This is a genomic window from Streptosporangium sp. H13245 (assembly GCF_055690525.1).
In genome coordinates, this window is sequence record NZ_JBSZKT010000006.1 from 288,308 (window position 1) to 310,950 (window position 22,643).

Genomic DNA, 22,643 nt, shown 5'->3' on the forward strand with positions numbered 1-22,643 from the left:
GCCGTATGAGCGCACCGACCGGGAGGTTAGACGAGAAGGTAAAGCGAGAGTCAAGTGACCAAATGATGTTGCGAAACTGCAATAAAATACCTTTTGTCCGTAGGGGGCATATTGGATGTCCGGATGGCCACGCCGCTCCCCCCGAGGGGGCGTCCCGTGCCGTCCGAGGAGGCGACGCGGGCCGTCCGGAGGGAGCATCCTGGGGCAGGCCGTACAGTCCAACGTGTGACCGCTATCTCCGAACTCGTCGCCGCGCTCGCACCGGAGAAGGTGCTGACCGACCCCGACGTGACCGACTCCTACGCACGGGACCGGACCTTTCTGGAGCCGGGCAGCCCGCTCGCCGTGGTGCTGGCGCACACCAGGGACGACGTGGTCGCCGTGATGAGATGGGCCACCGCGCACCGGGTGCCCGTGGTGCCCAGGGGAGCCGGGACCGGCCTGGCGGGCGGGGCGACCGCCGTCGAGGGATGCGTCGTGCTGGCGCTGCACAGGATGGCGGCCATCAGGGAGCTGTCCCCCGCCGACGAGATGGCCGTGGTCGAGCCGGGCGTCATCACCGCCGACCTGGACCGGGCCGCCCGCGAGCACGGGCTGATGTACGCCCCCGACCCCTCCTCGTACGAGATCTCCACCATCGGCGGCAACCTGGCCACCAACGCGGGCGGCCTGCGGTGCGTGAAGTACGGCGTGACCCGTGACTCGACGATGGGCCTGGAGGTCGTGCTCGCGGACGGGCGGGTGATCAACACCGGCAGGCGTACCGTGAAGGGCGTGACGGGGTACGACCTGACCGGGCTGTTCGTCGGCTCCGAGGGGACGCTCGGGGTCATCACCGCGGCGACGGTACGGCTGCGCAGGGCCCCGTCGGTCTACCCGGCGACGATCGCGGCCGAGTTCACCTCCCTCGGGGCCGCCGCCGCCGCCGTCTCGGCGATCATCGCGGCCGGATGCCAGCCGTCGCTGATGGAGATGCTCGACCGCAACACGCTCAAGGCCATCGACGACTGGCGGAACATCGGGCTGGAGGAGTCGACCCGGGCGATGCTGATCGCGCAGTCGGACGCGGTGGACGGCCCCGCCGTCTCCGAGCGCATGGCCGAGCTCTGCACCGCCAACGGCGCGGCCTTCGTGGCGGTGTCGTCGTCGGCGCAGGAGGCCGAGGAGCTGATCGGGGTCCGGCGGATGGCGTACCAGGCCAAGGAGCGGCTGGGCAAGTGCCTGGTGGAGGACGTGTGCGTCCCGCGCTCCCTGCTGCCGCACATGATCGAGAAGATCGAGGCGATCGCGGTCAGGCACGACGTGCTGATCACCACGGTCGCCCACGCGGGCGACGGCAACCTGCACCCGGTCTTCATCTTCGACCACGCCCTGACCGAGCCGCCGCCGAACGTGTGGGCGGCGGCCGACGAGCTCTTCAGGGAGACCCTGGAGGTGGGGGGCACGCTCACCGGCGAGCACGGTGTCGGGCTGCTGAAGCGGCGCTGGCTGGCGCTGGAGACCGGGCCGGTCACCGAGGAGATCCACCACGGGATCAAGCGGGTCTTCGACCCCCTCGGCATCCTCAACCCCGGCAAGGCCATCTGAGCGGACCTCCGGCATTGTTCGCGCTGGTAGCGTTCTGCAGCACATAAACCATTTTTCGGGGTTTGTTCGGGGGAACGTCGTGACAGAACCGCTCAGCGAGGAGGATCCACCGAGGCTGGGCTCGTTCGAGCTGATCGGACGGCTCGGCGAGGGTGGACAGGGGATCGTCTACCTCGGGCGGGGGCCCGAGGGCGAGCAGGTCGCCGTCAAGCTCCTGCACCACGGGCTGGTCGGCGATCCCGAGGCCAGGGCCCGCTTCCTGCGCGAGGTGTCGGTCGCGCAGCGGGTGGCCAGGTTCTGCACCGCGGCCGTCCTGCACGCCGACCTCGCCGGGAGCCGCCCGTACATCGTGAGCGAGTACGTCCCGGGGCCGTCCCTGCGCCTGCTGGTCGACCGGGAGGGACCCCGGCGCGGCGCCTCCCTGGAACGTCTCGCCGTCAGTACGGCCACCGCCCTGGCGGCGATCCACCGCGCGGGCATCCTGCACCGCGACTTCAAGCCCGCCAACGTGCTGATGGGCCCCGAGGGCCCGGTGGTGATCGACTTCGGCATCGCCAGGGCGCTGGACTCGCCGGGGATGACGGCGACCGGGGTGGCGATGGGGACCCCGTCCTACCTCGCGCCCGAGCAGCTCGGCTCCGGCGAGGTGACGCCCGCGGCCGACGTGTTCGCCTGGGGCGTCACGATGGTCTTCGCCGCGACCGGTACGCCCGCGTTCGGCCAGGACTCCATCGCCGTCGTGATCAACCGGATCCTGAACGCGCAGCCGGAACTCGGCACGCTGGAGGGGCCGCTGCGCAACCTGATCGCGGCCTGCCTGTCCAAGGACCCGGCTCTGCGTCCCAGCGCCGAACAGCTCGTCAGCCACCTGATGGGCGCGGGCCCCACCGCCCCGGTCCCGCGCCCGACCGCCCTCCCCCTCTTCGGCCCCGCGCCCGGTTCCATACCCGGTCCCGCACCCGTAGCTGGGATGACCGCGCGGGACGCCGGGCTACAGGGTCAGACCAGACCATCGGCGGGCAGGCCAGGCGTACCTGGCCAGGCCGGACCTGGGCAGAGCGGCCAGGAGCCCGGCACGAGGAAGGCACCCCGGCCCGTGGGGCTCCTGCTCACCGGGGTGGCGGTCGTGGCCGCGCTCGGCGTGGCCGCCGGAGCCGTGGTGCTTCTCCAGGGCGACGAGAAGGCCTCGGCGGCGCGACCGGCGGTGACCCCCGCCGTGTCGGAGGCCGCGGACCAGGAGCCGACGCTCGTCCCCGACGTCCTGGAGGAGTCTCCCCACCCCCTGGAGACCGCCTCGGAGGAGGAGACGGTCTCCTCGATCACGCCTCACCCGTCCCGGCGCACCTCGCAGCCGCAGCCGTCCTCCCGGCCGGCCGAGAATCCGGACCCCGCCACGGAGAAGCCGACGCGGAAGCCCAGCGCCTCCCCCTCGCGGACTCCCAGCCCGACGGCCACCACCGGCAAGCCGACCCCGTCCGCGAAGCCGACGACCTCGCCTCGGCCGAGCACCACCCCCAAGCCCTCGTCGTCCCCGAAGCCGACCTCCAAGCCCACCACGGCGAAACCGACGGTGAAGCCCACCCCCAGGCCGACCGCCCAGAAGCCCAACCCCTACACCGCCACCGGCGTCTGCGGAAGCGGCTACAAGGTGGTCGAATCCAGGGCCCTGGGCAGCGTGGCGACCGTCTACCTTCTCTACAACACCGGCGAGGGCAAGAACTGCGTCGTCACCATGTCCAAATACGTGATCCCCGCCAAGATCGCGATGAGCGCCACCCTCCAGGTGAAGGGCGGCTCCAGCGGAGGCAACCCCGGTAGCTTCACCGCCTACGCGGGCCCCGTACGACTCCCCGCCGTCAAGAAGTGTGTGATCTGGGGCGGCTCGCACGGTTCCCTGTCCTGGAAGAGCGGCTGGAGCCACTGCGGCTGATCTCAGGGGTCTTCTCGGCGTTCGCCGGTTTCCATGCTCCGCCGCCGTTCCGGAGCCCGGCGAAGGCGGGGACCGGACGCCTGAGCGCGCACGTCAGACCCGGCGCAGGCGGCGGATCGGCGGGATGAGCAGGAGGGCCGCGCAGACGGCGGCGGTGACGCCGGTCGAGACGAACAGCAGGTCCCGGGGTTCGACGACCGAGGAGACCGGGCCGACGAGGGCCTGGCCCACGGCCACGCCCGAGACCGAGCCCGCGACCTCGTAGGCGGTCACCCGGTTGAGGACGTCCGGGGCCACCTGCGTCTGGACGCTCGTCGACCACATCACCGACCAGAACGCCCAGGAGGCGCCGCCGAGCAGATGGCCCGCCATCAACGGGAGAAGCGGGAGCTCCAGGGCGACCGACAGCGGGATGCAGGTGAACCCGGTCAGGGCGAGGCCGCCCGCGGCCAGGGGGCGGCCGGGGCGGAAGCGGATCGCGACCAGGCCGCCGAGTACGGTACCCGCGCCGAGGGCGGCCATCGCCCACCCGTAGGCGGCCTCGCCCAGGCGGTCGCCGATCAGCCGGGAGCCGAGCGGGATGTAGGGGCCGAAGACGAACATGCCGAAGAAGACCCAGACCAGGATCACCGACCACATCCAGCTGCGGGAGCGGAACTCCACCCAGCCGCGCCGCAAATCGAGCAGGACCGTCGAGGACTCCCCGGCCCCGGCGGCGGGGGCGAGCCTGATCAGGGCGAGACAGAGGCCGCTGACCAGGAAGGTGGCCGCGTCGAGGGCGTAGACGGCGCCCGCTCCGGTCAGCGCCATCAGCACTCCGGCCAGGACCGGGCCACCGAGCTGGGTGGCCGCGTCAGCGATCTTGAGGGTGCCGTTGGCCCGCTGGGGATCCTTCGCGACCAGCGGGACCATGCCGTTCACGCCGGGCTGGAACATCGCGGCGGCCGTACCGGCCAGCGCGGAGGCGACGATCAGCAGCCACAGCGGCGGGGTGCCGGTGAGGAACGCGACGGCGAGCACGCCCTGGGTGACGATCCGCACCAGGTCCGCGCCGACCATCATGGCGCGTGCGCCGAACCGGTCGGAGAAGACCCCGCCGAACAGCACGAACAGCACGAAGGGCGCCGTCCAGACGGCGAGAACGTACCCCACGCCCGAGACCCCGTAGACGGCCCCGACCGCGAGCGCCGTCGCGACCGGCATCATGGCGTCGCCCAGCAGCGACACCACCCTGGCCGCGAAATAGAAGGAGAAATCCCTGGTCCAGAGCGTGTGCGGGACGCGTGAGGCATCCTCACGGTCGATGATCGCGGTCATGTGACGAACTCCATGACCACTCATTCTGGACATCAGCGCACATCCAGTCAGACGTCCTGAATGCCATTAATGGGTACATTCTTGCCATGAGGCATCGCGTGGTCGCCCTGGTCGGCCCCATCCAGGAGATGTACCCGGTGACCTGCGCGTCCGCCGTGTTCGGCTACCACGGCCCCGACATCCCCCGGCTCTACGACTTCCGGCTCTGCGCCGAGCGGCCCGGCCCGATCCCGACCACGCTGGGCGCCGACATCGTCGTCCACGACGGCCTGGAGGCCCTGGCGGAGGCCGACACGATCCTCATCGCGGGCTGGTGCCCCGGGCCGGACTTCTCCGCCGAGCTCGGCGCGACGGTCCTGGCCGCCCACGGCCGCGGCGCGCGGATCGTCGGCATCTGCTCGGGCGTCCACGTCCCGGCGGGCCTGGGCCTGTTGGACGGCCGCGCCGCCGCGGCCCACTGGGAGCTCACCCACGAGCTGGGGCGGCGCTACCCGAGGGTCCGCGCCGACGCGACCGTCCTGTACGTCGACCACGGCGACGTCGCGACGGCGGGTGCCACGGCCACCACCGTCGACCTGTGCCTCAACCAGGTCAGGCGCGACCACGGCGCGGCCCTCGCCATGCGGATCGGCCGCCAGCTGTCGGCGGCCCCGCACCGGGAGGGCCGCCAGCGCCAGTACCCGGCGCTGCCGACGACCGGGCCGGTCCCCGACTCCCTCGCCCCGCTCCTCGACTGGATAACCGCCAACCTCGACCGGCCGCTCACCCTGGAGGACATGGCGACCCGGTCGGGAATGTCGGCGCGCACCCTCAGCCGCCACTTCACCGAGCAACTCGGCATCTCCCCCGGCCGCTGGCTACTCGACCGGCGCATCGCCGGAACCCGCGCCCTGCTGGAGGAGACCGACCTCCCGGTGGAGACGATCGCCCAGCGCGTCGGCCTGTCCTCGGCGGTCAACCTGCGCCGCCGCTTCCACAACGCGCTGAACACCACCCCGGCCGCCTACCGGCGCTCCTTCCGCTGACCGGCGCCCGGCGGCACCTGCGGGCCCGGCGCGGTTCGACGGCGGCTACGGCAGGCCGTCCCACAGGCTGCACCCTGATTCTCACTCACCACTATCTGGCCATAATTACCGTGAAATACCTTTATTTACGTGATGAATTTCAGCCTGCCGGTCGGCGCCCATCGCCAGGAAGAGGAAACCCCCGAGCACACAGAAGCGAAATACGCTGAGCAATCAGGACATATTTCCGTCGTTGACGAATCCATTTAAACCTTGTTAATAGGAATGACGCTTTGCCGTGTCGATCATCGGGTAACTCCTGCTTGCCGCCACTGTTGCGGTTTAGGCAATCCGATTCCCTTGAATCACAAAAGACATGGAATAAGATGATTTCTAGCGGTAGAAGACGGACTTCGACCAATAATTCCGGCAAACGTGCTCGAAATTGGTCCGTCGCAGCAACAGCAATCGGCGCCATCCTGGCGCTTTCCTGCCAGACCCCGGCCAGCGCCGCCTCTGACACCACGTCGACCCTGCTTCTCAAGGCGCGGACCGTCGCCAAGGAGGCCGCCCCGGCCCGCAAGGCCACCGGTAGGTCCGATCGCAGGTCCGGCCATTCGCGTATCCGTGCGATGGGAGCCGTCGCGCGGAGCGACGGCGATGGCGGCAGGAGGCGCTGCGGGTGCCACGACGGCCGTGACGGCGTGGACGGCGAGGACGGGCTGCCGGGAATCGGGCTGCCCGGCCCCCGCGGATCGGTCGGCCCCGCGGGAGCACCCGGACCGGCAGGACCGGCGGGAGCGGTGGGACCGGTCGGCCCCATCGGACCCGCGGGAGCCGCGGGACCGGCCGGACCGGCGGGCGCCGACGGAGCCACGGGACCCGCAGGCCCCGCAGGACCGGCGGGAGCCGTGGGACCGGTCGGTCCCATCGGACCGGCAGGCGCGGTGGGACCGGCAGGACCCATCGGACCGGCAGGCGCCGACGGCGCCACAGGACCGGCGGGACCGGCGGGACCTGCGGGACCGGCAGGCGCCGACGGCGCCACGGGACCCGCGGGACCCGCAGGACCGGCGGGAGCCGTGGGACCGGCGGGAGCCGTGGGACCGGTCGGTCCCATCGGACCGGCAGGCGCCGACGGCGCCACGGGACCCGCGGGACCGGCCGGAGCCACGGGACCGGCCGGACCTATCGGGCCCACGGGAGCCACCGGATCCACCGGAGCACCCGGACCGGCGGGAGCCACCGGAGCCCCGGGACCGACCGGCCCCGCCGGTGACCCGGGAGCCGCGGGACCGCCCGGAGCGACCGGCGCGACGGGAGCGGCGGGCGCACCCGGCGCACCCGGACCGGCGGGAGCCACCGGAGCGACCGGAGCCACCGGCCCCACCGGCCCCGCCGGCCCGGCCGGTCCCGCCGGAGTGCCGTCGCCCACCTTCGACGTGACCGGGCCAGCCGTGTCCGTACCGCTGATCGGGATCGCGACCACGGTGGCCACCTGCCCGGTCGGATCCACCATCACCGGTGGCGGTTACGACATCGACGGAATCGGCAACGCCTTCGTGCGGGAGAGCTTCCAGGTCGGCAACACCTGGAACGTCGTGGCCGGCAGCGCTCTCCTGGCCGATGTGACCATCCAGTCGCACGCGACCTGTCTGCCTCTCTCCTGACGCGTTCCGAGCCACCGGAACTCCTCGGCTTTCCGACCGGTCACCCCGGTCACCCCATGTCGGCGGCCACCACCGAAAACGCCCGCGACCTGACCGGCCTCGCCACCGCGTGGCCGGTCGTCTCACGGATTGCAAGCGGGCGTTAACCGGTTCGGGGGACCGTGGTGCTCCTCACCAGGAAGCGACCACGAGGAGACCGACAGCGATGGACATACACGAGGCGGCCGTCCCGCCGGGTCAGGGGGGACGGCCGCGGGTTCTGCCGCCGAGACCGGGCAGGGGGCTGATCGCCGCCCTCGCGGTCTCCGGGATCTGTGTCCTGATCGCCATGGGCATCGTCCTGGGGAACGGGGGCCCGACCGGTTTCGGCGTCTCGTTCGCCCTGGGGCTGGCACCGCTGCCGATCCTGCTGGCCGCCGTGCTCGCGCTCGACCGGCTGGAGCCCGAGCCCCGGCTGAACCTGCTCTTCGCGTTCGCCTGGGGCGCCGGTATCGCGGTGGTGCTGGGCGTCGTCCTGGAACTGGGCGGCACGGTGGTGATACAGCGGGCCTTCGACGTGGGCGCGCGGACCGCGGAGACCGTGGCCCTGGTGGCGGTGGCCCCGGTGGTCGAGGAGGCGCTCAAGGGCGCCGCGCTCCTGTGGCTGATCTGGCGGTGCAGACGCGAGATCGACGGCCCGACCGACGGCATCATCTACGCGTCCATGGTCGGCCTGGGGTTCGCGGCCGTGGAGAACATGATCTACTACTCCGCCGCGTTCACCGAGACGGGCGCGGAGGGGGCGGTGGGCCTCTTCGTGCTGCGGGGGCTGGTCTCGCCGCTCGGGCATCCCCTCTTCACCTCGATGATCGGGCTCGGTGTCGCCTACGCGGTCACCGCGCGCCGCAGGGGCGCCTTCCTCGCCGTCCCGCTGGGCTATCTCGGCGCGGTGCTCCTGCACGGCCTGTGGAACGGGTCCTCCGCGCTGGAATCGCTTCCCGCCCTCGGGGCCGCCTACCTCCTGGAGCTGGTCGTCATCTGCGCGCTCGTCGTCGTCACCGTACGGGAGCGGCGGCGGCTGGTGGCCATGATGGGCGTGTATCTGCCCGCCTACCTGCCGACCGGCCTGGTCACGCCGTACGACATCGGCATGCTCGGCTCGCTGGGCACCCGCAGGCAGGCCCGCCGGTGGGCCAGGGGGATCGGGGCGGGCGGCGCGATGTCCGACTACCAGCAGGCCGCTACCGAGCTGGTCATGCTGCACCAGCGCGCCGAGCGCGACGGCGCCGACCCCGGAGAACTCGCCGCCGAGCGCGACGCCCTGCTGGCGGTCATGGCGCGGTCGCGGGAGGGCTTCGCGCCGCGTTCCCCGTCACAGCCTCAGCCCGCGTAGGGCCGCGTACGCGCTTCGTCCGGCACGCACGTTTCTCTTTCCGGTACGCGCCGGTCAGCGGGTGAGCGGTCCGGCTCGCACGCTGCCCGGCGCGTACCGGAGGTCGTTCACCCCTCGTCCCCGCGCTTCTTCCTGCTGTTCGTGAAGGCCACTCCCAGGCCGACGCCGACGGCGATCCCGATGCCGACGCCCAGAGCAAGGTTGCCGAGCACCACTCCCAGTCCGGCACCGATGGCGACGCCGACGGCGATGCCCAGGGAGAGTCCGGTGGCGGCCTTCGACGCGTCGTCTGATTTATCGTCCATGTGCTGCCGCTTCCCCCGCTTCTGTGGAACATGCGCTCACCCGGGCCGACATCTCGGGATATCGGCCATCTTCAAAACCTATGGCCTTCAGGCCGTATCGCGGGCCGGGGTGCACGCGTCCCTGGCGGGAGCACCGGTTGTGGGCTACCGTACTTGACGTGATCGTCAAGTCTGAGGTGCTGGGCAGCCGGGGTCGGCGCACGCGGGCGACGCTCGTCCAGGCCGGGCGGGAGGCGTTCGAGGAGCGGGGGTACGACGCCGTGCGCGTGGACGACGTCTGCGCCCGTGCCGGGGTCTCGCACGGCACCTTCTACACCTACTTCGGCTCGCGCGAGGAGCTGTTCCGGGAGGTGGCGGCGACCGTGGTGGGCGAGATGTTCACCGCCAGCGTGGTCGGGCCCGCCGCCCCCGGCGACCCGTACGCCCGCATCGAGGCCGCCAACCTGCTCTACCTGCGCGCGTGGGCCGCCAACTCCCGGCTGGTACGGATGCTGGAGCAGGTCGCGGTCACCGACGAGGGCTTCCGCGGCCTCCTGCTCGAACTGCGCGAGGTCTTCGTACGGCGGGGCGCGGAGGGGTTGCGGCGCCTGCAGGAGCAGGGGCTCGCCGACCCGTCGCTGGACCCCCGGCTCACCGCCGTGATGCTGGGCGGGATGGTCGAGCACTTCGCCCACGTCTGGCTGGACCTCGGCGAGCACGCCGACGAGCGGACCGCCGTCGCGACGCTCTCCACACTCTGGGCCCGCGCCATCGGCCTGACACCGGCTCCGTCATGGGGTCAGATACCGGCGAGCCGGGTCCCCGACATGACGTCCACGTCAACCAAGGGAGCAACCAGGGGAGCGGGGTCGTGAGCCGTCTGGACACCTCAGGGGACGACTACCTGGCGCGGCGCGAGGCGATGCTCGCCAAGCTGGCCGAGCTCGACGCCGAGCAGGCCAGGGCGGTGGCGGGTGGCGGAGCGAAGTACGTCGACCGGCACCGCGCCCGGGGCAAGCTCCTGGCCAGGGAGCGGATCGAGCTGCTCGTCGATCCCGACTCGGCGTTCCTGGAGCTCTCGCCGCTGGCGGCCTGGGGCAGCGACTTCCCCGTGGGGGCGAGCGTGGTCACCGGGATCGGGGTCGTCGAGGGCGTCGAGTGCGTGCTCGTCGCCAACGACCCGACCGTGCGGGGCGGCTCGTCCAACCCGTGGACGATGCGCAAGACGCTCAGGGCGGCCGACATCGCCTTCGAGAACCGGCTGCCGCTGATCAACCTGGTGGAGTCGGGCGGGGCCGACCTGCCGACCCAGAAGGAGATCTTCATCCCCGGCGGCCGGATCTTCCGCGACCTGACCCGCATGTCGGCGGCCGGGATCCCCACCGTCGCCCTGGTCTTCGGCAACTCCACGGCCGGTGGGGCGTACGTGCCGGGGATGAGCGACCACGTGGTCATGGTCAAGGAGCGCGCGAAGGTCTTCCTCGGGGGGCCGCCGCTGGTCAGGATGGCCACCGGCGAGGAGTCCGACGACGAGTCGCTGGGCGGCGCCGAGATGCACGCCCGCGTCAGCGGCCTGGCCGACCACCTGGCCGCCGACGAGTACGACGCGCTGCGGATCGGGCGCCGGATCGTCAGGAGCCTGAACCGGCGCGGGCCCGGCCGCTCCCCCGGCGCCGTGCGCGACCCGCTGTACGACGAGGACGAGCTGCTGGGCATCGTGCCGGAGGATCTGAGGATCCCGTTCGACCCGCGCGAGGTGATCGTACGGGTGGTGGACGGCAGCGAGTTCGACGAGTTCAAGCCCCTGTACGGCGGGAGCCTGGTGACCGGGTGGGCCCGCCTGCACGGCCACCCGGTCGGGATCCTGGCCAACGCCCGGGGCGTGCTGTTCAGCGAGGAGGCGCAGAAGGCGGCGCAGTTCATCCAGCTCGCCGACCGGGCCCGCGTCCCGCTGGTCTTCCTGCAGAACACCACCGGCTACATGGTCGGCAAGGACTACGAGCAGGGCGGCATCATCAAGCACGGCGCCATGATGATCAACGCGGTGTCCAACTCGTCCGTCCCGCACATCACGATCGTGATGGGCGCCTCGTACGGCGCGGGCAACTACGGCATGTGCGGCAGGGCCTACGATCCCCGTTTCCTGTTCAGCTGGCCCAGCGCCAAGTCGGCCGTCATGGGGCCCGCCCAGCTCGCCGGGGTGCTGTCCATCGTCGGCCGGGCCGCGGCCCAGGCCCGGGGGCAGGTCTACGACGAGGAGGGCGACGCGGCGATGCGGCAGCTGGTCGAGGCGCAGATCGAGGCCGAGTCGCTGCCGTTCTTCCTGTCGGGCCGCCTCTACGACGACGGTGTGATCGACCCCCGCGACACCCGGACGGTCCTGGGCCTGTGCCTGTCGGTTGTCAGCGACGCCACCGGCAACGCCGCCGTCCCGGAGCCCTCGGGCTTCGGCGTCTTCCGGATGTGACCCGTGACCATGCCCGCGAACGTATCGCCGATCCGCCGCCTGCTCGTCGCCAACCGTGGTGAGATCGCCCGCCGCGTCTTCCGTACCTGCCGCGACCTCGGCGTCGAGACCGTCGCGGTCTTCTCCGACGCCGACGCGGACGCGCCGCACGTGGCCGAGGCCGACCACGCCGTACGGCTGGACGGGGTACGGCCCGCCGACACCTACCTGTCGGTGGAGCGGATCGTCGAGGCGGCCCGCGTGACGGGGGCCGACGCGGTCCATCCCGGGTACGGCTTCCTGTCGGAGAACGCCGCCTTCGCGCGGGCCGTGCGGGACGCCGGGCTGACCTGGGTCGGCCCCCCGGCCGAGGCCGTCGCCGCGATGGGCTCCAAGATCGAGGCGAAGGCGCTGATGGCCGGGGCGGGGGTCCCGGTGCTTCCGGGCTTCGTCGCGGGACCCGGTTACTCGGCGGGCGACCTGGACGCCGTGTTCGGCCCGGTGGGCGAGGCCCTCCCCCTGCTGGTGAAGGCGTCGGCCGGTGGCGGCGGGCGCGGGATGCGCGTCGTACGGCTCACCGGCGACCTGGAGGAGGCGGTCGAGTCGGCGCGCGGGGAGGCCGCGTCGGCGTTCGGGGACGGCACGGTGTTCGTCGAACCCCTGCTGGAGGGCGCCCGGCACATCGAGGTGCAGATCCTCGCCGACGGGCACGGGACGGTCTGGGCGCTGGGCGAGCGGGAGTGCTCGATCCAGCGACGGCACCAGAAGGTGGTCGAGGAGACCCCGTCCCCGGCCATCCCCGCGCGGGTGCGGGCGCGGCTGCTCGACGCGGCGGTCACGGCCGCGCGGGCCATCGGGTACGTCGGCGCCGGGACCGTCGAGTTCCTCGTCAAGGACGAGACGGTCGCCTTCCTGGAGATGAACACCCGCCTGCAGGTGGAGCACCCGGTGACCGAGTGCGTCTACGGTCTCGACCTCGTCGGGTGGCAGCTGCGGATCGCCGAGGGCGCCCGGCTCCCCGCGTCGCCGCCCGAGCCGTCCGGGCACGCCGTCGAGGTGCGCCTCTACGCCGAGGACCCGGCCCGCGACTGGCTTCCGCAGAGCGGCGTCCTGCGCCGCTTCGAGGTCTCCGGCGTGGACTCCCGCTTCGCGCCCGTACCGGGCGGGCGGTACGGCCTGCGGCTGGACTCCGGCGTCGAGGACGGCTCGGAGATCGGCGTCCACTACGACCCGATGCTCGCCAAGGTCGTCGCGTACGGCGCGAGCCGTCCCGACGCCGTGCGCAGGCTGGCGACCGCGCTGGCGGGCGCGAGGATCCACGGCCTCGTCACCAACCGGGACCTGCTCGTCGAGGTCCTGCGCCACCCGGCGTTCCTGGCCGGGGACACCCACACCGGATTCCTGGAGGAACACGGGCTCACCGGGTCCCCGGCGACCGGCCGGGAGGACACCGGTTCACCGGGACGGCCGGGGCTCGTGCGCCTGTCCGCGCTCGCCGCCGCGCTCGCGGGCGCGGCGGCGAACCGGGCGGCGGCGACCGTGCAGGCCGGACTGCCGAGCGGATGGCGCAACGTGGTGTCCCAGCCGCAACGCGCCGCCTTCGCGGAGGCGGAGATCTCGTACCGGATCACCAGGGACGGCCTGCGGGCCGAGGGGTTTCCCGATACGGTCCTGGTCGGCGCGACGCCCTCGCTCGTGGTGCTGGAGACCTCGGGCGTGCGGCACCGGTTCGCCGTCGCCCGCTACGACGGCGTGACGCACGTGGACTCCCCCCTCGGTTCCGTACGGCTCACCCCGCTGGCCCGCCTGCCGGAACCGGTGGAACACGTGCGGCCCGGCTCCCTGGTGGCGCCCATGCCCGGTACGGTGCTGCGGGTCGACGTCGAACCCGGCGAGGCCGTCGGGGCGGGGCAGGTGGTCGTGGTGCTCGAAGCCATGAAGATGGAGCACCGGATCGCCGCGCCCGCGCCGGGCACGGTGGCGGCGGTGAACGTGACGCCGGGCCGCCAGGTCGAGGCGGGGGCCGTGCTGGCCGTGATCGAGGAGCGGACGTGACCTTCCCCCCGGGGTCCCCCAGGGGCCGGGGAGGGGTTTTGAGGATGGAAGGACCGAGATGAAGACCGACGGGGGCTGGCCGGTGGAACGCCTGGTGCGCAGGGAGGTGTCCGGCGGGGTGGCGACGATCACCCTCGACTCCCCCCGCAACCGCAACGCGCTGTCGGTGCGGCTGCTGGGCGACCTGGAGGACCGGCTCAACTGGGCGCTGGCCGAGGAGAGCGTCCGGGTGATCGTGCTCACCGGGACCGGGCCCGTGTTCTGCGCGGGCGCCGACCTGAAGGAGCAGCGGGTCGCGCCGGGTGACGCGCACGAGGCGCCGGTGACCGCGTCGTTCCCGGAGATCATGAGCCTGATCTGGGAGAGCCCGAAGCCGGTCGTCTGCAGGCTGAACGGTACGGCGCGGGCCGGGGGGATCGGCCTGGTGGCGGCCTGCGACTTCGCGATCGCCCCCGACTCGGCGTCGTTCGCGTTCAGCGAGGTGCGGCTCGGCGTGGTGCCCGCGATGATCTCGGTGACCGTGCTGCGGCGGCTCGGCCCGCGCGCCGCCGCCGAGTACCTGCTCACCGGCGAGACGTTCGACGCCGCCCGCGCCACGGAGATCGGGCTGCTCACCCGCGCCGTGCCCGAGGAGGAGCTGGACGCGACGGTCGCCCACTACACCGGCATGCTGCTGCGCGGCGGCCCCGAGGCGCTCGCCCTCACCAAGCAGCTGGTGCGGACCGTGCCCGAGCTGAGCGTCGAGGAGGGCATGCGCCAGATGGCCGAGCTGTCCGCGCGGCGCTTCACCTCCGCCGAGGGGCAGGAGGGGATCGCCGCCTTCATGGAGAAGCGTCCGGCGTCATGGATCCCCGCACCGGAGACGCGCTGATGCCGTACGGCGGACCGGGAGACGAAGGCGAGCCGATGCCGTACGGCGGACCGGGGGCACGTGGCGGGGCCGCGCCGCGCGGGCCGGTCCTCGCGGCTCACCTGCCGGTCCTCCCGGCACGCGGCGGCCTGTCCGGAATGTCATGGCCCGGGGAGGGCTGATGTTGCGCGTCGCGAACTGTTCCGGTTTCTACGGTGACCGGCTGTCGGCCGCCAGGGAGATGGTGGAGGGCGGCCCGATCGACGTGCTCACCGGCGACTGGCTCGCCGAGCTGACCATGCTGATCCTGGCCGGGAACCGGCTGAAGGGCCGCCCCGGCTACGCGCCGACCTTCCTGAGGCAGCTGGAGGAGGTCCTCGGGACCTGCCTGGAACGGGGCGTCAGAATCGTCTCCAACGCGGGCGGACTGGACCCGGCCGGGTGCGCCGAGGCGGTGGCCGAGCTGGCGGGGCGCCTCGGGCTGCCGGTGCGGGTCGCCCACGTCACCGGCGACGACCTCACCGGCCGCGACCTGGGTGACGCCCCCAACGCCGACACCGGTGAGCCGCTGCCCGCGCCCGCCCTGACCGCCAACGCCTACCTGGGGGGACGCCCGATCGCCGCCGCCCTGTCGGCGGGCGCGGACGTGGTGGTGACCGGCCGCGTCACGGACGCCGCGCTGGTCACCGGGCCGGGAATCTGGCGGTACGGCTGGGGGCCCGGCGACCTCGACGCGCTGGCCGGTTCGGTGGTCGCCGGGCATGTCATCGAGTGCGGCTGCCAGGCGACCGGCGGCAACTACGCGTTCTTCGGCGAGGTGCCCGACCCGGCGCGCTGCGGGTTCCCGCTGGTGGAGCTGGAGGCCGACGGCTCCAGCGTGGTCACCAAGCACCCGGGGACCGGGGGGCTGGTCTCGGTGGGCACGGTCACCGCGCAGCTGCTGTACGAGATCGGGTCGCCCCGCTACCTCGGTCCCGACGTGGTCGCGCGCTTCGACACGATCCGGCTGGAGCAGGAGGGCCCGGACCGGGTCCGCGTCTCGGGGGTGCGCGGCGAGGCGCCTCCGGACACGCTCAAGGTCGCCGTCAACTACCTGGCGGGCTACCGCAACACCATGACGCTCGTCCTGACCGGCCTGGACATCGAGGCCAAGGCCCGGCTCGCGGAGGAGGCCATCTGGTCGCGGGTGCCGAAGGAGTCGTTCGACGAGGTCCACGTGGACCTCACCCCCCTCGGCCCGCCCACTCCGTACGTGTCGTTCGCCGGGACGGCCCTGCTGCGCGTCACCGTGATGGACGCCGACCGGCGGAGGGCGGGACGCGCCTTCTCCTCGGCCGTGGTGGAGACCGGCCTGGCGAGCTATCCCGGCTTCTACGGCCTCACCCCTCCCGGGGACGCCTCCCCGTACGGGGTCTACTGGCCGACGCTCGTCCCGGCGGAGACGGTGAAAGCCCGCGTCTGGCTCGACGGCCGTGAGCTCCGCGAGCTCGACCACGTACCGGACGCGTCGTGGACGCCCCCGCCCGCCTCCGAGCCGTCAGGCGGCACCCCGGAGGAGCCCCGGCGGGACGTACAGGACGGCGACGACGGGGGAGAGACCGCGCGGGTCGCGCTGGGCACGATCGTGGGCGCCCGCTCGGGTGACAAGGGCGGCAACGCCAACCTGGGTCTCTGGGTCCGTACGGCGGATCGGTTCCGGTGGCTGGAGGGCTATCTGACGGTCGAACGTCTGGCGGAGCTCCTGCCGTTCACCGCCGGGCTGGAGGTCGAGCGCTTCGAGCTGCCCAACCTGCTCGCCCTCAACTTCGTCGTGCACGGCCTCCTCGGCCGGGGCGTGGCCGCCAGCCCCCGCCTCGACGCACAGGCCAAGGCTCTCGGCGAGGAGCTCCGCGCCCAGCTCGCCGACATCCCGCGACGTCTCCTCTGACGGCCGTACCTCCGCCGGATTCGGCGGTGTTTCCGGCGTAAGCCCCCTTGTGACCCGCGACCTCAGGGGCACACGACGAAGAATTGGACAACAAGCCCAATTCCTCCCCGGTCGCCACTCCTAACAGGTGGCGGGCATTCCCGATTTCCACGCCTTAAGGGCCTTAGTGCCCGTGAACAAACTGATCGCAGGCACGTCTTGCGAGTGTGAGGCGATGCGGACGAACGCCCTCTACGCATAGCGATCTTCCGGTAACAACAGTGGTGACGCCGAATGGCAGGCCATCGAGCCGCTGATGCCCTGGCCGACCTGGGTGGACGGTAACGGCGGACGACCATGGGACGGCGACTCGCCCGATCCAACCCGCGCATGTGGCCCAGGCGATCGCTTCGTTCACGGCACTCAGTGATTCGTTCGTCGATTCGCCCGCTCGCCGGGGCCGCGCATCACCTCTACCAGGCTCGCGAAGCTGTCCTTGCCGTGGCCCGTGTCGATGCCTTTGCGCGTCAGGGACCGGATGAGTTCGGGCAGTTCGGCGTTCAGGCCGCGTTCCCTCGTGGCGTCGATGAGATGGTCCATGAGCGGTGCGTCCAACTCCAGCCATTCCTCATCTCCCGGGTACTCACGATCGTCGACCTGCCGCGCGTAGTCGGTGATGACATCGGCGACGGTCGTCGACAACCAGTGCGTCAGCAGCGGCGCCGCCGTGGTGGCCTTGACGTGAGCCGTGCTCAGCAAGGTCGCGGTCTGCAGGAAGCCGATCAGCGTCGCCCAGGCGAAGTTCAGCATCGCCACGTCGTAGAGCGCCGCCGTACCGGCGTCGGCCCCCAGGTATGTGGCGCCGCCCAGGTGAGCGAGCGTGGGCTCGTGGCGGCTGAACACCTGTGCTGAACCGCTGTACACCAGCACCGTGTCGCGGTTCCCGACGTGCTCAGGGTGGCCCATCAAAGCGCCGTCCAAGTAGCCGCCGCCGTTCTCGGCCACCTCGGCGGCGGCCCGCCGAGCGTGCTCGCTCGTGCCCGAAGTCAGGTTGACCACGTCACAGGCGGCGAGTCTCCGCCCTGCCTGCCGCAGGACGCGCACGGCGGCTTCGCCGTCTTCGACGCACAGCACGACAAGGGGGGCCGCGGTGACCGCCGCCTCCAACGACGGAGCCGGGACCGCCCCTTGAATCCTGCCTGCCTCGGCCGCACGGTGCGGTTCGTCCCATACCGTCACGGTGTCGCCGACCGCCGCCAACGCTCGTGCCAGAGCCGCACCCCGGGAATTCAGGCCGATCACTGTCACCGGTGCGCATTGCTGTCGCCGAGTCTCGCTCATCTCTTCTCCCGCTCGTGGATCGTCACTCGCCGTCCGGTGCGGCTGAGCCCTGTCCAGTGGCTCCACCGCTGGTTCGCGGTTAAGCTAAACCCTCACATCGATGAGAGAGTCAAGAGGAAGAGCAATATGCGAATCGGAGAGCTGTCACGGCTGACCGGCGTCAGCCAACGGCTCCTGCGCTATTACGAGGAACAGGGCCTCCTGCGCCCTTTCCGGCATCCGAGCGGTTATCGGGAGTACGACCACGACGACATCACACGGGTGAGGCGCATTCGAACTCTGCTGGCCGCGGGTCTCACCACTGCCACGATCGCCGACGTCCTGCCGTGCACCGTGGACGAGACCGACGGGCTGGCCGCAGCGTGTCCGGCGCTGCTGTCCGACCTCCACCGCGAACGTGACCGGATCAGTAAGACCATCGAAGAACTGCAGACCGCGCGGGGCATCCTCGACGCGATCATTGCCGCGACCCGCTGATAGCCGTCGCGGCCCCGCGGCCGACTGTCACCGTTGTGATCGAAGCCGCCGTCGACAGACTACGCGTCGACGGCCGTACCCCGGCCCGAGCGGAGATCGAGAACGAGATCCAGCGACAGGCCGAATCGGTTCTGGCCGCCGGAGGAGAGCAGGCCCGCGTGTTCACGCCGGACGGCCGGGCGGTCGCCACCCTGGGAACCGACGCCTCGGCGCGACTGCGGGACATCGAGAGCCGACGGCAGATCGGCGGGGCGTTCACACACGCCACGACCGTGTCGACGGTGGGCTTCAGCCCCGACGGGACACGTCTGGTGACCGGCGGCTACGACAGGACCATGCGGGTGTGGAACGTGCCGGGCGCATCCGGCCTGCCGGAACAGGTGTGCCGCAACGCCGGGCGGTCACTTTCCCGCGAGGAGTGGAGCAGGCATCTGCCGGACGAGGAGTTCCGGGACGTCTGCCCCACGCCACCGCGCTGACCCTGTTCGCCCGCGCCCGGACGTCCATATGGCATGCGGTGAAACGGGCGGAATATGCGCCCACCGGACTGAAACCTTCATGCAACCTTCCGAAATCTAGGATTGCACGCAATTGCTTCACAAGTGTGGTTCGGGGAAGGACTCAGTTATGCGTCTCCGGTTTCTTGGCTCCACCTCCGAGGCGGGGGCCTGTCCCTCCCTCTACGAGACCGACCGCGGGACCATCGTGGTGCAGGGTCTCCGGGTGACCGACGCGGAGGCGCTGGCCGATCTGCGCCACGTCCTGGACGGCGAAACCGCCGTCGAGGTACCGCGTGAGCTTCTCGCAGACATCGCACGCCACGTACTTTCTGTAAATATTGGTCACGATTAGGAGTGCTCTCTGGTTTGATCCACATGCCCGGGTCTAGCGTCGTGCGCACCATGCGGGAGGCGACGTGAGCACGCGGAGAGAACGGGCGGACGACAGCCGGGGCACACCGCCCGCGCGAACGGCCGAGGAGATCGTGTGAACGGGTTCCAGCAGGCCAGGACCGAACTCGGCGTGCGGCTGCGGCACCTGCGGGAGGCCGCCCACCTGTCGGGCAAGGAGCTGGCCGAGCGGCTGAGATGGCAGGCGTCCAAGGTCTCCCGGATCGAGAACGCCCGCCAGACCGTCACCGAGGACGACGTCACCCAGTGGGCGCGGGCCGTGGACGCCTCCCCCGAGATCGTCGGGGAGCTGGTGGAGCGGGCCTCGGGCCTCCTGGACCGCCAGGACTCCTGGCGGCAGCGGCAGCGCGGCGGGCTGGCCGCCCTCCAGGAGGACATCCGCGACGTGGAGGCGCGGACGACCCTGCTGCGGGTCTTCGAGCCCGGCGTGGTCATCGGGCTGCTGCAGACCACCGAGTACGCCCGGAGCATCTTCACCCGGATCAAGCGCCTCTACCGGGCGCCCGACGAGATCGACGCGGCCATCCGGGTGCGCATGCAGCGCCAGGACATCCTCTACGACCAGAGCAAGCGGTTCAGGTTCGTCATGCCCGAGGCGGCCCTGCGCTACCGGCTGGCCCCGCTGGACGTGATGCGCGGTCAGCTCGACCGGTTACTGGCGGTGACCGCGCTGCCCAACGTGGAGTTCGGCGTGATCCCCTTCGAGGCGCCCCTGCCCTCGGCGCTGCTCAACGGCTTCTGGGTGTACGACGAGGACCACGTGGCGGTGCCGACCAGGACGAGGGACCTGCTCCTGCGCGACCCGGAGGACGTCGCCTTCTACGCGCGGACCTTCGAGGAACTCCGCGAGGTCGCGGCCTTCGGGGAGGACGCCCGGTCGGTGATCGTCCGAGTACTCAGCGATTTCTCCCGACAATCGGCGGACTAAACACCGCAATTGCTTGATTAGCATCCCAAGATCGTGCAATTCTCTGTCGAGACGGAGGTGACTCACGATGCTGGACACGCTGTCTTGTCTGGAGAGATTCGTTACCGCTATACGGCTGCACGCCGACCTTTCCGTGCAGCGGATCTCGTTCGGCGACCCCGCGTACGTGTACGTCCGCAACCGTTTCAGCAACACCCTGGCCGAGACCGTGACCTGCGCCCAGGACGGCGGCTTCATCACGTCGTGGGGCTACCGGCTCGGCACCAGCGAGAACATCGACGACGCCGCGGCCCGGCTCGCCTTCCTCCTCGCCGCCATGCCCACCCCCCGGGTCTGACGGCCCTCCCGGCCCCCGCCCTCAGGAGCCGTCGGCCGGCTCGTCGGGGAAGTCGGAGAGGTCGAGGCCGACCTCGCGGGCGGCGGCGACCCTGGCGTGGTGAAGCATCCGGCTCCGCGACATGTTGCCGGTGTGCAGGGTGTACCGGACCACGAGGCCGTCGAGCATGCCGTCGATCCGCTCGGCCGAGCCCAGCGGGTCGTCGCAGCTGAACTCGCCCGAGGCCACGCCGTCGGAGATCACCTGGCTGAGGATCTCGATCCAGGCGCCCTCAAGCTCCAGCAGGATGGTACGAACGTGCTCCTCGCGCACCCCGACGGCCCAGGCGTCGACCCAGAGGATCCAGCTCTGGTCGGACCGGGAGGCCGGGATGTAGAAGCGCAGGACGCGGTCGAGCAGCTGGAGGGCGGTGCCGGGGCCCGCGACGATCTCCCTCAGCCGCTGGATCTCGGAGTCGCTGGTGCTGCGGAGCATCTCGGTGATGAGATCGTCCTTGGTGGCGAAATGGTAGTGGATCAGCCCGCCGCTCACGTTCGTCGCCTTGGCGATGTCGGCGACGCGGGTGCTGGCCAGCCCGCGCTCCAGCACGACTCGCCTGGCGGCTTCAAGGAGCTCCGCTCGGCGCTGGTCGGCCTGGTCGGCGCGGCTGCTGCGCGCTCCTCCTCCGCTGTGCACGGCGCAAGACTACAGCAGCGCGGGGCCACCGCCTCACTACTCCTGATTGGCCGATCAGTCAATAGGTTCGCGGCTGTCTCACCGGCCGTATCCGGTCACCGTGCGGACCGGCCGCCGGGGGCGCGGGGACGTCCCCGGCGGTCGCCGTCGCGGTGACGGGCTCGGCCGCAGCGGTAGAGGGACCGGCCGGCGGAGCCGCCGTACTCCGACACCTCGACGGCGGCGCAGCCGGCCCGCACCCACCCGGTCACCTGCCCGGTCACCTGGGGACCGCCGGTCATCATGCACCACGGCACCGGAAAGCGCCGCTCACGTACCGGGAGTGGAAGACCGGGTGGGGGAGCCGGGCAGGCGGACGCGGGCGAGGGTGCCGCCCCCGGCGGCGTTCTCCAGGTTCACCTCTCCCCCGGCGTCGCGTACGGCCTTGGCCACGATGGCCAGCCCCAGCCCCGAGCCGGGCATGCTGCGGGCCGAGGACGACCGCCAGAACCGGTCGAACACGTACGGCAGCTCCTCCCCAGGGATGCCGGGGCCGTGGTCCCTGACGGTCAGCTCGCCGTCACGGAGCCGTACGACCACCGGATCGGCCCGGTCCGCCGAGAACTTCACCGCGTTGTCCAGCAGGTTGACCACGGCCCGCTCCAGGGCGGCCTGGTCACCCCGCAGGTACCAGGGGCCCAGCTCCACCTCGATCGAGATGTCGGGGGCCCGTGGCCGCGCCCTGCGCACGGCCGCCTCCACGGCGTCGTGGAAGGCGACCTCGACGTGCGGCTCGTGCTCGTCCTCAGAACGGGAGAGCTGGAGCAGGTCCCCGACGAGCGTGGACATCTCCTCGAACTGGGCCTTGAGGTTGGTCAGCAGCCTGCGCTTGGGCGCGGCGTCGAGGGGGCGCCCGGCGTTCTCGCTGCGCAGCAGCAGGTCGATGTTGGTGCGCAGGCTGGTGAGCGGGGTACGCAGCTCGTGGCCCGCGTCGGCGATCAGCCGCCGCTGGCGCTCGCGGGACCCGGCCAGCGCGGTGGTCATCGCGTTGAAGGAGACGCCGAGCCTGGCGATCTCGTCGGTGCCCTCGACCGGGATCCTGGTGTCGAGGTCCTCGGTCCTGGCCACGTACTCGACGGCCTCGGTCAGGCGGCCGACGGGACGCAGCGCCGTACGGGAGACGAGCAGCCCGGCGGAGGCGGCGCCGAGCACGCCGAGCGCGGTGACTCCCGCGAGGATCCAGGCGAGGGTGGCGAGGGTGACCCGGACCTCCTCCAGGGAGCGGGACTCCATGACCGCGATGCCGGGGCGGACGTTCTTCGTCATCACCCGGACCTCCTCGCCCGCGTCGGTCACGCCGTCCCTGAACGCCCGCCCGCCCGGGGGCCCCTGCGCCAGGGCCAGGTCCGCCGGGGTGACCCTGACGGGCGTGGAGCCCGCCACGCACCTCCCGCCGTCGGCGTAGAGCAGCTGGATGGGCGGGAGCCGGGGCGGCGGGCGGCGGCCGATGGCCTCCCCCCGATCCCCCGGACCCCCCGGGACCCCCACCCCCCGAGGCCCTCCCGGACAGTACG

The 22,643-nt window shown here is 71.7% G+C and carries 20 protein-coding genes; 15 read left to right on the forward strand and 5 right to left on the reverse strand.

Going from position 1 to position 22,643, the window contains the following annotated elements; all coding sequences use genetic code 11:
* The first annotated feature begins 225 nt into the window (after positions 1–225).
* Positions 226–1,587, forward strand: coding sequence for an FAD-binding oxidoreductase (locus tag ACW9TB_RS14330; RefSeq protein WP_472748486.1), 1,362 nt, complete (start codon positions 226–228; stop codon positions 1,585–1,587).
* Between the two features lie 79 nt (positions 1,588–1,666).
* Positions 1,667–3,517, forward strand: a complete 1,851-nt coding sequence (locus ACW9TB_RS14335; RefSeq protein WP_472748487.1) for a serine/threonine protein kinase — start codon at positions 1,667–1,669, stop codon at positions 3,515–3,517.
* A gap of 93 nt (positions 3,518–3,610) precedes the next feature.
* On the opposite strand, the gene ACW9TB_RS14340 is transcribed toward ACW9TB_RS14335, so the two are convergent.
* On the reverse strand, positions 3,611–4,834 hold the full coding sequence (locus ACW9TB_RS14340; RefSeq protein ID WP_472748488.1) for an MFS transporter: 1,224 nt from the start codon (positions 4,832–4,834) through the stop codon (positions 3,611–3,613).
* 86 nt (positions 4,835–4,920) lie between these two features.
* Between ACW9TB_RS14340 and ACW9TB_RS14345 the strand changes: the two genes are divergently transcribed.
* The 3 genes from ACW9TB_RS14345 (at position 4,921) to ACW9TB_RS14355 (ending at position 8,880) form a co-directional block, all read left to right on the forward strand.
* The gene (locus ACW9TB_RS14345; protein WP_472748489.1) at positions 4,921–5,859 is read left to right on the forward strand and encodes a GlxA family transcriptional regulator; all 939 of its coding nucleotides are present in this window, start codon (positions 4,921–4,923) and stop codon (positions 5,857–5,859) included.
* A 1,421-nt stretch (positions 5,860–7,280) separates the two neighbouring features.
* On the forward strand, positions 7,281–7,508 hold the full coding sequence (locus ACW9TB_RS14350; protein WP_472748490.1) for a hypothetical protein: 228 nt from the start codon (positions 7,281–7,283) through the stop codon (positions 7,506–7,508).
* Between the two features lie 205 nt (positions 7,509–7,713).
* Positions 7,714–8,880: a PrsW family intramembrane metalloprotease gene (locus ACW9TB_RS14355; protein WP_472748491.1), complete on the forward strand. Its 1,167-nt coding sequence runs from the start codon at positions 7,714–7,716 to the stop codon at positions 8,878–8,880.
* Positions 8,881–8,987: 107 nt separating this feature from the next.
* Here ACW9TB_RS14355 and ACW9TB_RS14360 read toward each other — a convergent pair whose 3' ends face one another.
* Positions 8,988–9,185: a glycine zipper domain-containing protein gene (locus ACW9TB_RS14360; RefSeq protein WP_472748492.1), complete on the reverse strand. Its 198-nt coding sequence runs from the start codon at positions 9,183–9,185 to the stop codon at positions 8,988–8,990.
* A gap of 158 nt (positions 9,186–9,343) precedes the next feature.
* Between ACW9TB_RS14360 and ACW9TB_RS14365 the strand changes: the two genes are divergently transcribed.
* The 5 genes from ACW9TB_RS14365 to ACW9TB_RS14385 all read left to right on the forward strand — a co-directional run bounded on the left by ACW9TB_RS14365 (position 9,344) and on the right by ACW9TB_RS14385 (position 16,442).
* On the forward strand, positions 9,344–10,039 hold the full coding sequence (locus tag ACW9TB_RS14365; protein WP_472748493.1) for a TetR/AcrR family transcriptional regulator: 696 nt from the start codon (positions 9,344–9,346) through the stop codon (positions 10,037–10,039).
* Positions 10,040–10,086: 47 nt separating this feature from the next.
* On the forward strand, positions 10,087–11,631 hold the full coding sequence (locus ACW9TB_RS14370; RefSeq protein WP_472748512.1) for an acyl-CoA carboxylase subunit beta: 1,545 nt from the start codon (positions 10,087–10,089) through the stop codon (positions 11,629–11,631).
* Between the two features lie 9 nt (positions 11,632–11,640).
* The gene (locus tag ACW9TB_RS14375) at positions 11,641–13,665 is read left to right on the forward strand and encodes an acetyl/propionyl/methylcrotonyl-CoA carboxylase subunit alpha (RefSeq protein WP_472748494.1); all 2,025 of its coding nucleotides are present in this window, start codon (positions 11,641–11,643) and stop codon (positions 13,663–13,665) included.
* Positions 13,666–13,723: 58 nt separating this feature from the next.
* Entirely contained in the window at positions 13,724–14,536 is an 813-nt protein-coding gene (locus tag ACW9TB_RS14380; protein ID WP_472748495.1) for an enoyl-CoA hydratase-related protein, read from the forward strand.
* Between the two features lie 160 nt (positions 14,537–14,696).
* Entirely contained in the window at positions 14,697–16,442 is a 1,746-nt protein-coding gene (locus ACW9TB_RS14385) for an acyclic terpene utilization AtuA family protein (RefSeq protein WP_472748496.1), read from the forward strand.
* A gap of 402 nt (positions 16,443–16,844) precedes the next feature.
* Here the strand turns inward: ACW9TB_RS14385 and ACW9TB_RS14390 are convergent, their stop codons facing one another.
* Positions 16,845–17,762, reverse strand: coding sequence for an imine reductase family protein (locus ACW9TB_RS14390; protein WP_472748497.1), 918 nt, complete (start codon positions 17,760–17,762; stop codon positions 16,845–16,847).
* A gap of 126 nt (positions 17,763–17,888) precedes the next feature.
* Between ACW9TB_RS14390 and ACW9TB_RS14395 the strand changes: the two genes are divergently transcribed.
* The 5 genes from ACW9TB_RS14395 to ACW9TB_RS14415 all read left to right on the forward strand — a co-directional run bounded on the left by ACW9TB_RS14395 (position 17,889) and on the right by ACW9TB_RS14415 (position 20,415).
* The gene (locus ACW9TB_RS14395; protein ID WP_472748498.1) at positions 17,889–18,239 is read left to right on the forward strand and encodes a MerR family transcriptional regulator; all 351 of its coding nucleotides are present in this window, start codon (positions 17,889–17,891) and stop codon (positions 18,237–18,239) included.
* A 35-nt stretch (positions 18,240–18,274) separates the two neighbouring features.
* Positions 18,275–18,718, forward strand: coding sequence for a WD40 repeat domain-containing protein (locus tag ACW9TB_RS14400; protein ID WP_472748499.1), 444 nt, complete (start codon positions 18,275–18,277; stop codon positions 18,716–18,718).
* 148 nt (positions 18,719–18,866) lie between these two features.
* The gene (locus ACW9TB_RS14405; RefSeq protein ID WP_472748500.1) at positions 18,867–19,091 is read left to right on the forward strand and encodes a hypothetical protein; all 225 of its coding nucleotides are present in this window, start codon (positions 18,867–18,869) and stop codon (positions 19,089–19,091) included.
* Positions 19,092–19,226: 135 nt separating this feature from the next.
* On the forward strand, positions 19,227–20,078 hold the full coding sequence (locus ACW9TB_RS14410) for a helix-turn-helix domain-containing protein (RefSeq protein WP_472748501.1): 852 nt from the start codon (positions 19,227–19,229) through the stop codon (positions 20,076–20,078).
* A 133-nt stretch (positions 20,079–20,211) separates the two neighbouring features.
* Complete coding sequence (locus ACW9TB_RS14415) at positions 20,212–20,415, forward strand: hypothetical protein (protein WP_472748502.1); 204 nt, start codon at positions 20,212–20,214, stop codon at positions 20,413–20,415.
* A 21-nt stretch (positions 20,416–20,436) separates the two neighbouring features.
* Here the strand turns inward: ACW9TB_RS14415 and ACW9TB_RS14420 are convergent, their stop codons facing one another.
* Positions 20,437–21,090 (reverse strand): TetR/AcrR family transcriptional regulator, encoded by a 654-nt coding sequence (locus ACW9TB_RS14420; RefSeq protein ID WP_472748503.1) that lies wholly within the window; start codon positions 21,088–21,090, stop codon positions 20,437–20,439.
* Between the two features lie 309 nt (positions 21,091–21,399).
* The coding region (locus tag ACW9TB_RS14425; RefSeq protein WP_472748504.1) for a HAMP domain-containing sensor histidine kinase at positions 21,400–22,643 on the reverse strand (1,244 nt) is incomplete at its 5' end.

Coding starts and splice junctions, on each gene's coding strand:
- ACW9TB_RS14385 (WP_472748496.1), top strand. CDS start 14,697: ATGTTGCGCGTCGCGAACTGTTCCGGTTTCTACGGTGACCGGCTGTCG.
- ACW9TB_RS14360 (WP_472748492.1), bottom strand. CDS start 9,185: ATGGACGATAAATCAGACGACGCGTCGAAGGCCGCCACCGGACTCTCC.
- ACW9TB_RS14380 (WP_472748495.1), top strand. CDS start 13,724: ATGAAGACCGACGGGGGCTGGCCGGTGGAACGCCTGGTGCGCAGGGAG.
- ACW9TB_RS14375 (WP_472748494.1), top strand. CDS start 11,641: ATGCCCGCGAACGTATCGCCGATCCGCCGCCTGCTCGTCGCCAACCGT.
- ACW9TB_RS14355 (WP_472748491.1), top strand. CDS start 7,714: ATGGACATACACGAGGCGGCCGTCCCGCCGGGTCAGGGGGGACGGCCG.
- ACW9TB_RS14345 (WP_472748489.1), top strand. CDS start 4,921: ATGAGGCATCGCGTGGTCGCCCTGGTCGGCCCCATCCAGGAGATGTAC.
- ACW9TB_RS14405 (WP_472748500.1), top strand. CDS start 18,867: ATGCGTCTCCGGTTTCTTGGCTCCACCTCCGAGGCGGGGGCCTGTCCC.
- ACW9TB_RS14370 (WP_472748512.1), top strand. CDS start 10,087: ATGCTCGCCAAGCTGGCCGAGCTCGACGCCGAGCAGGCCAGGGCGGTG.
- ACW9TB_RS14390 (WP_472748497.1), bottom strand. CDS start 17,762: ATGAGCGAGACTCGGCGACAGCAATGCGCACCGGTGACAGTGATCGGC.
- ACW9TB_RS14340 (WP_472748488.1), bottom strand. CDS start 4,834: ATGACCGCGATCATCGACCGTGAGGATGCCTCACGCGTCCCGCACACG.
- ACW9TB_RS14395 (WP_472748498.1), top strand. CDS start 17,889: ATGCGAATCGGAGAGCTGTCACGGCTGACCGGCGTCAGCCAACGGCTC.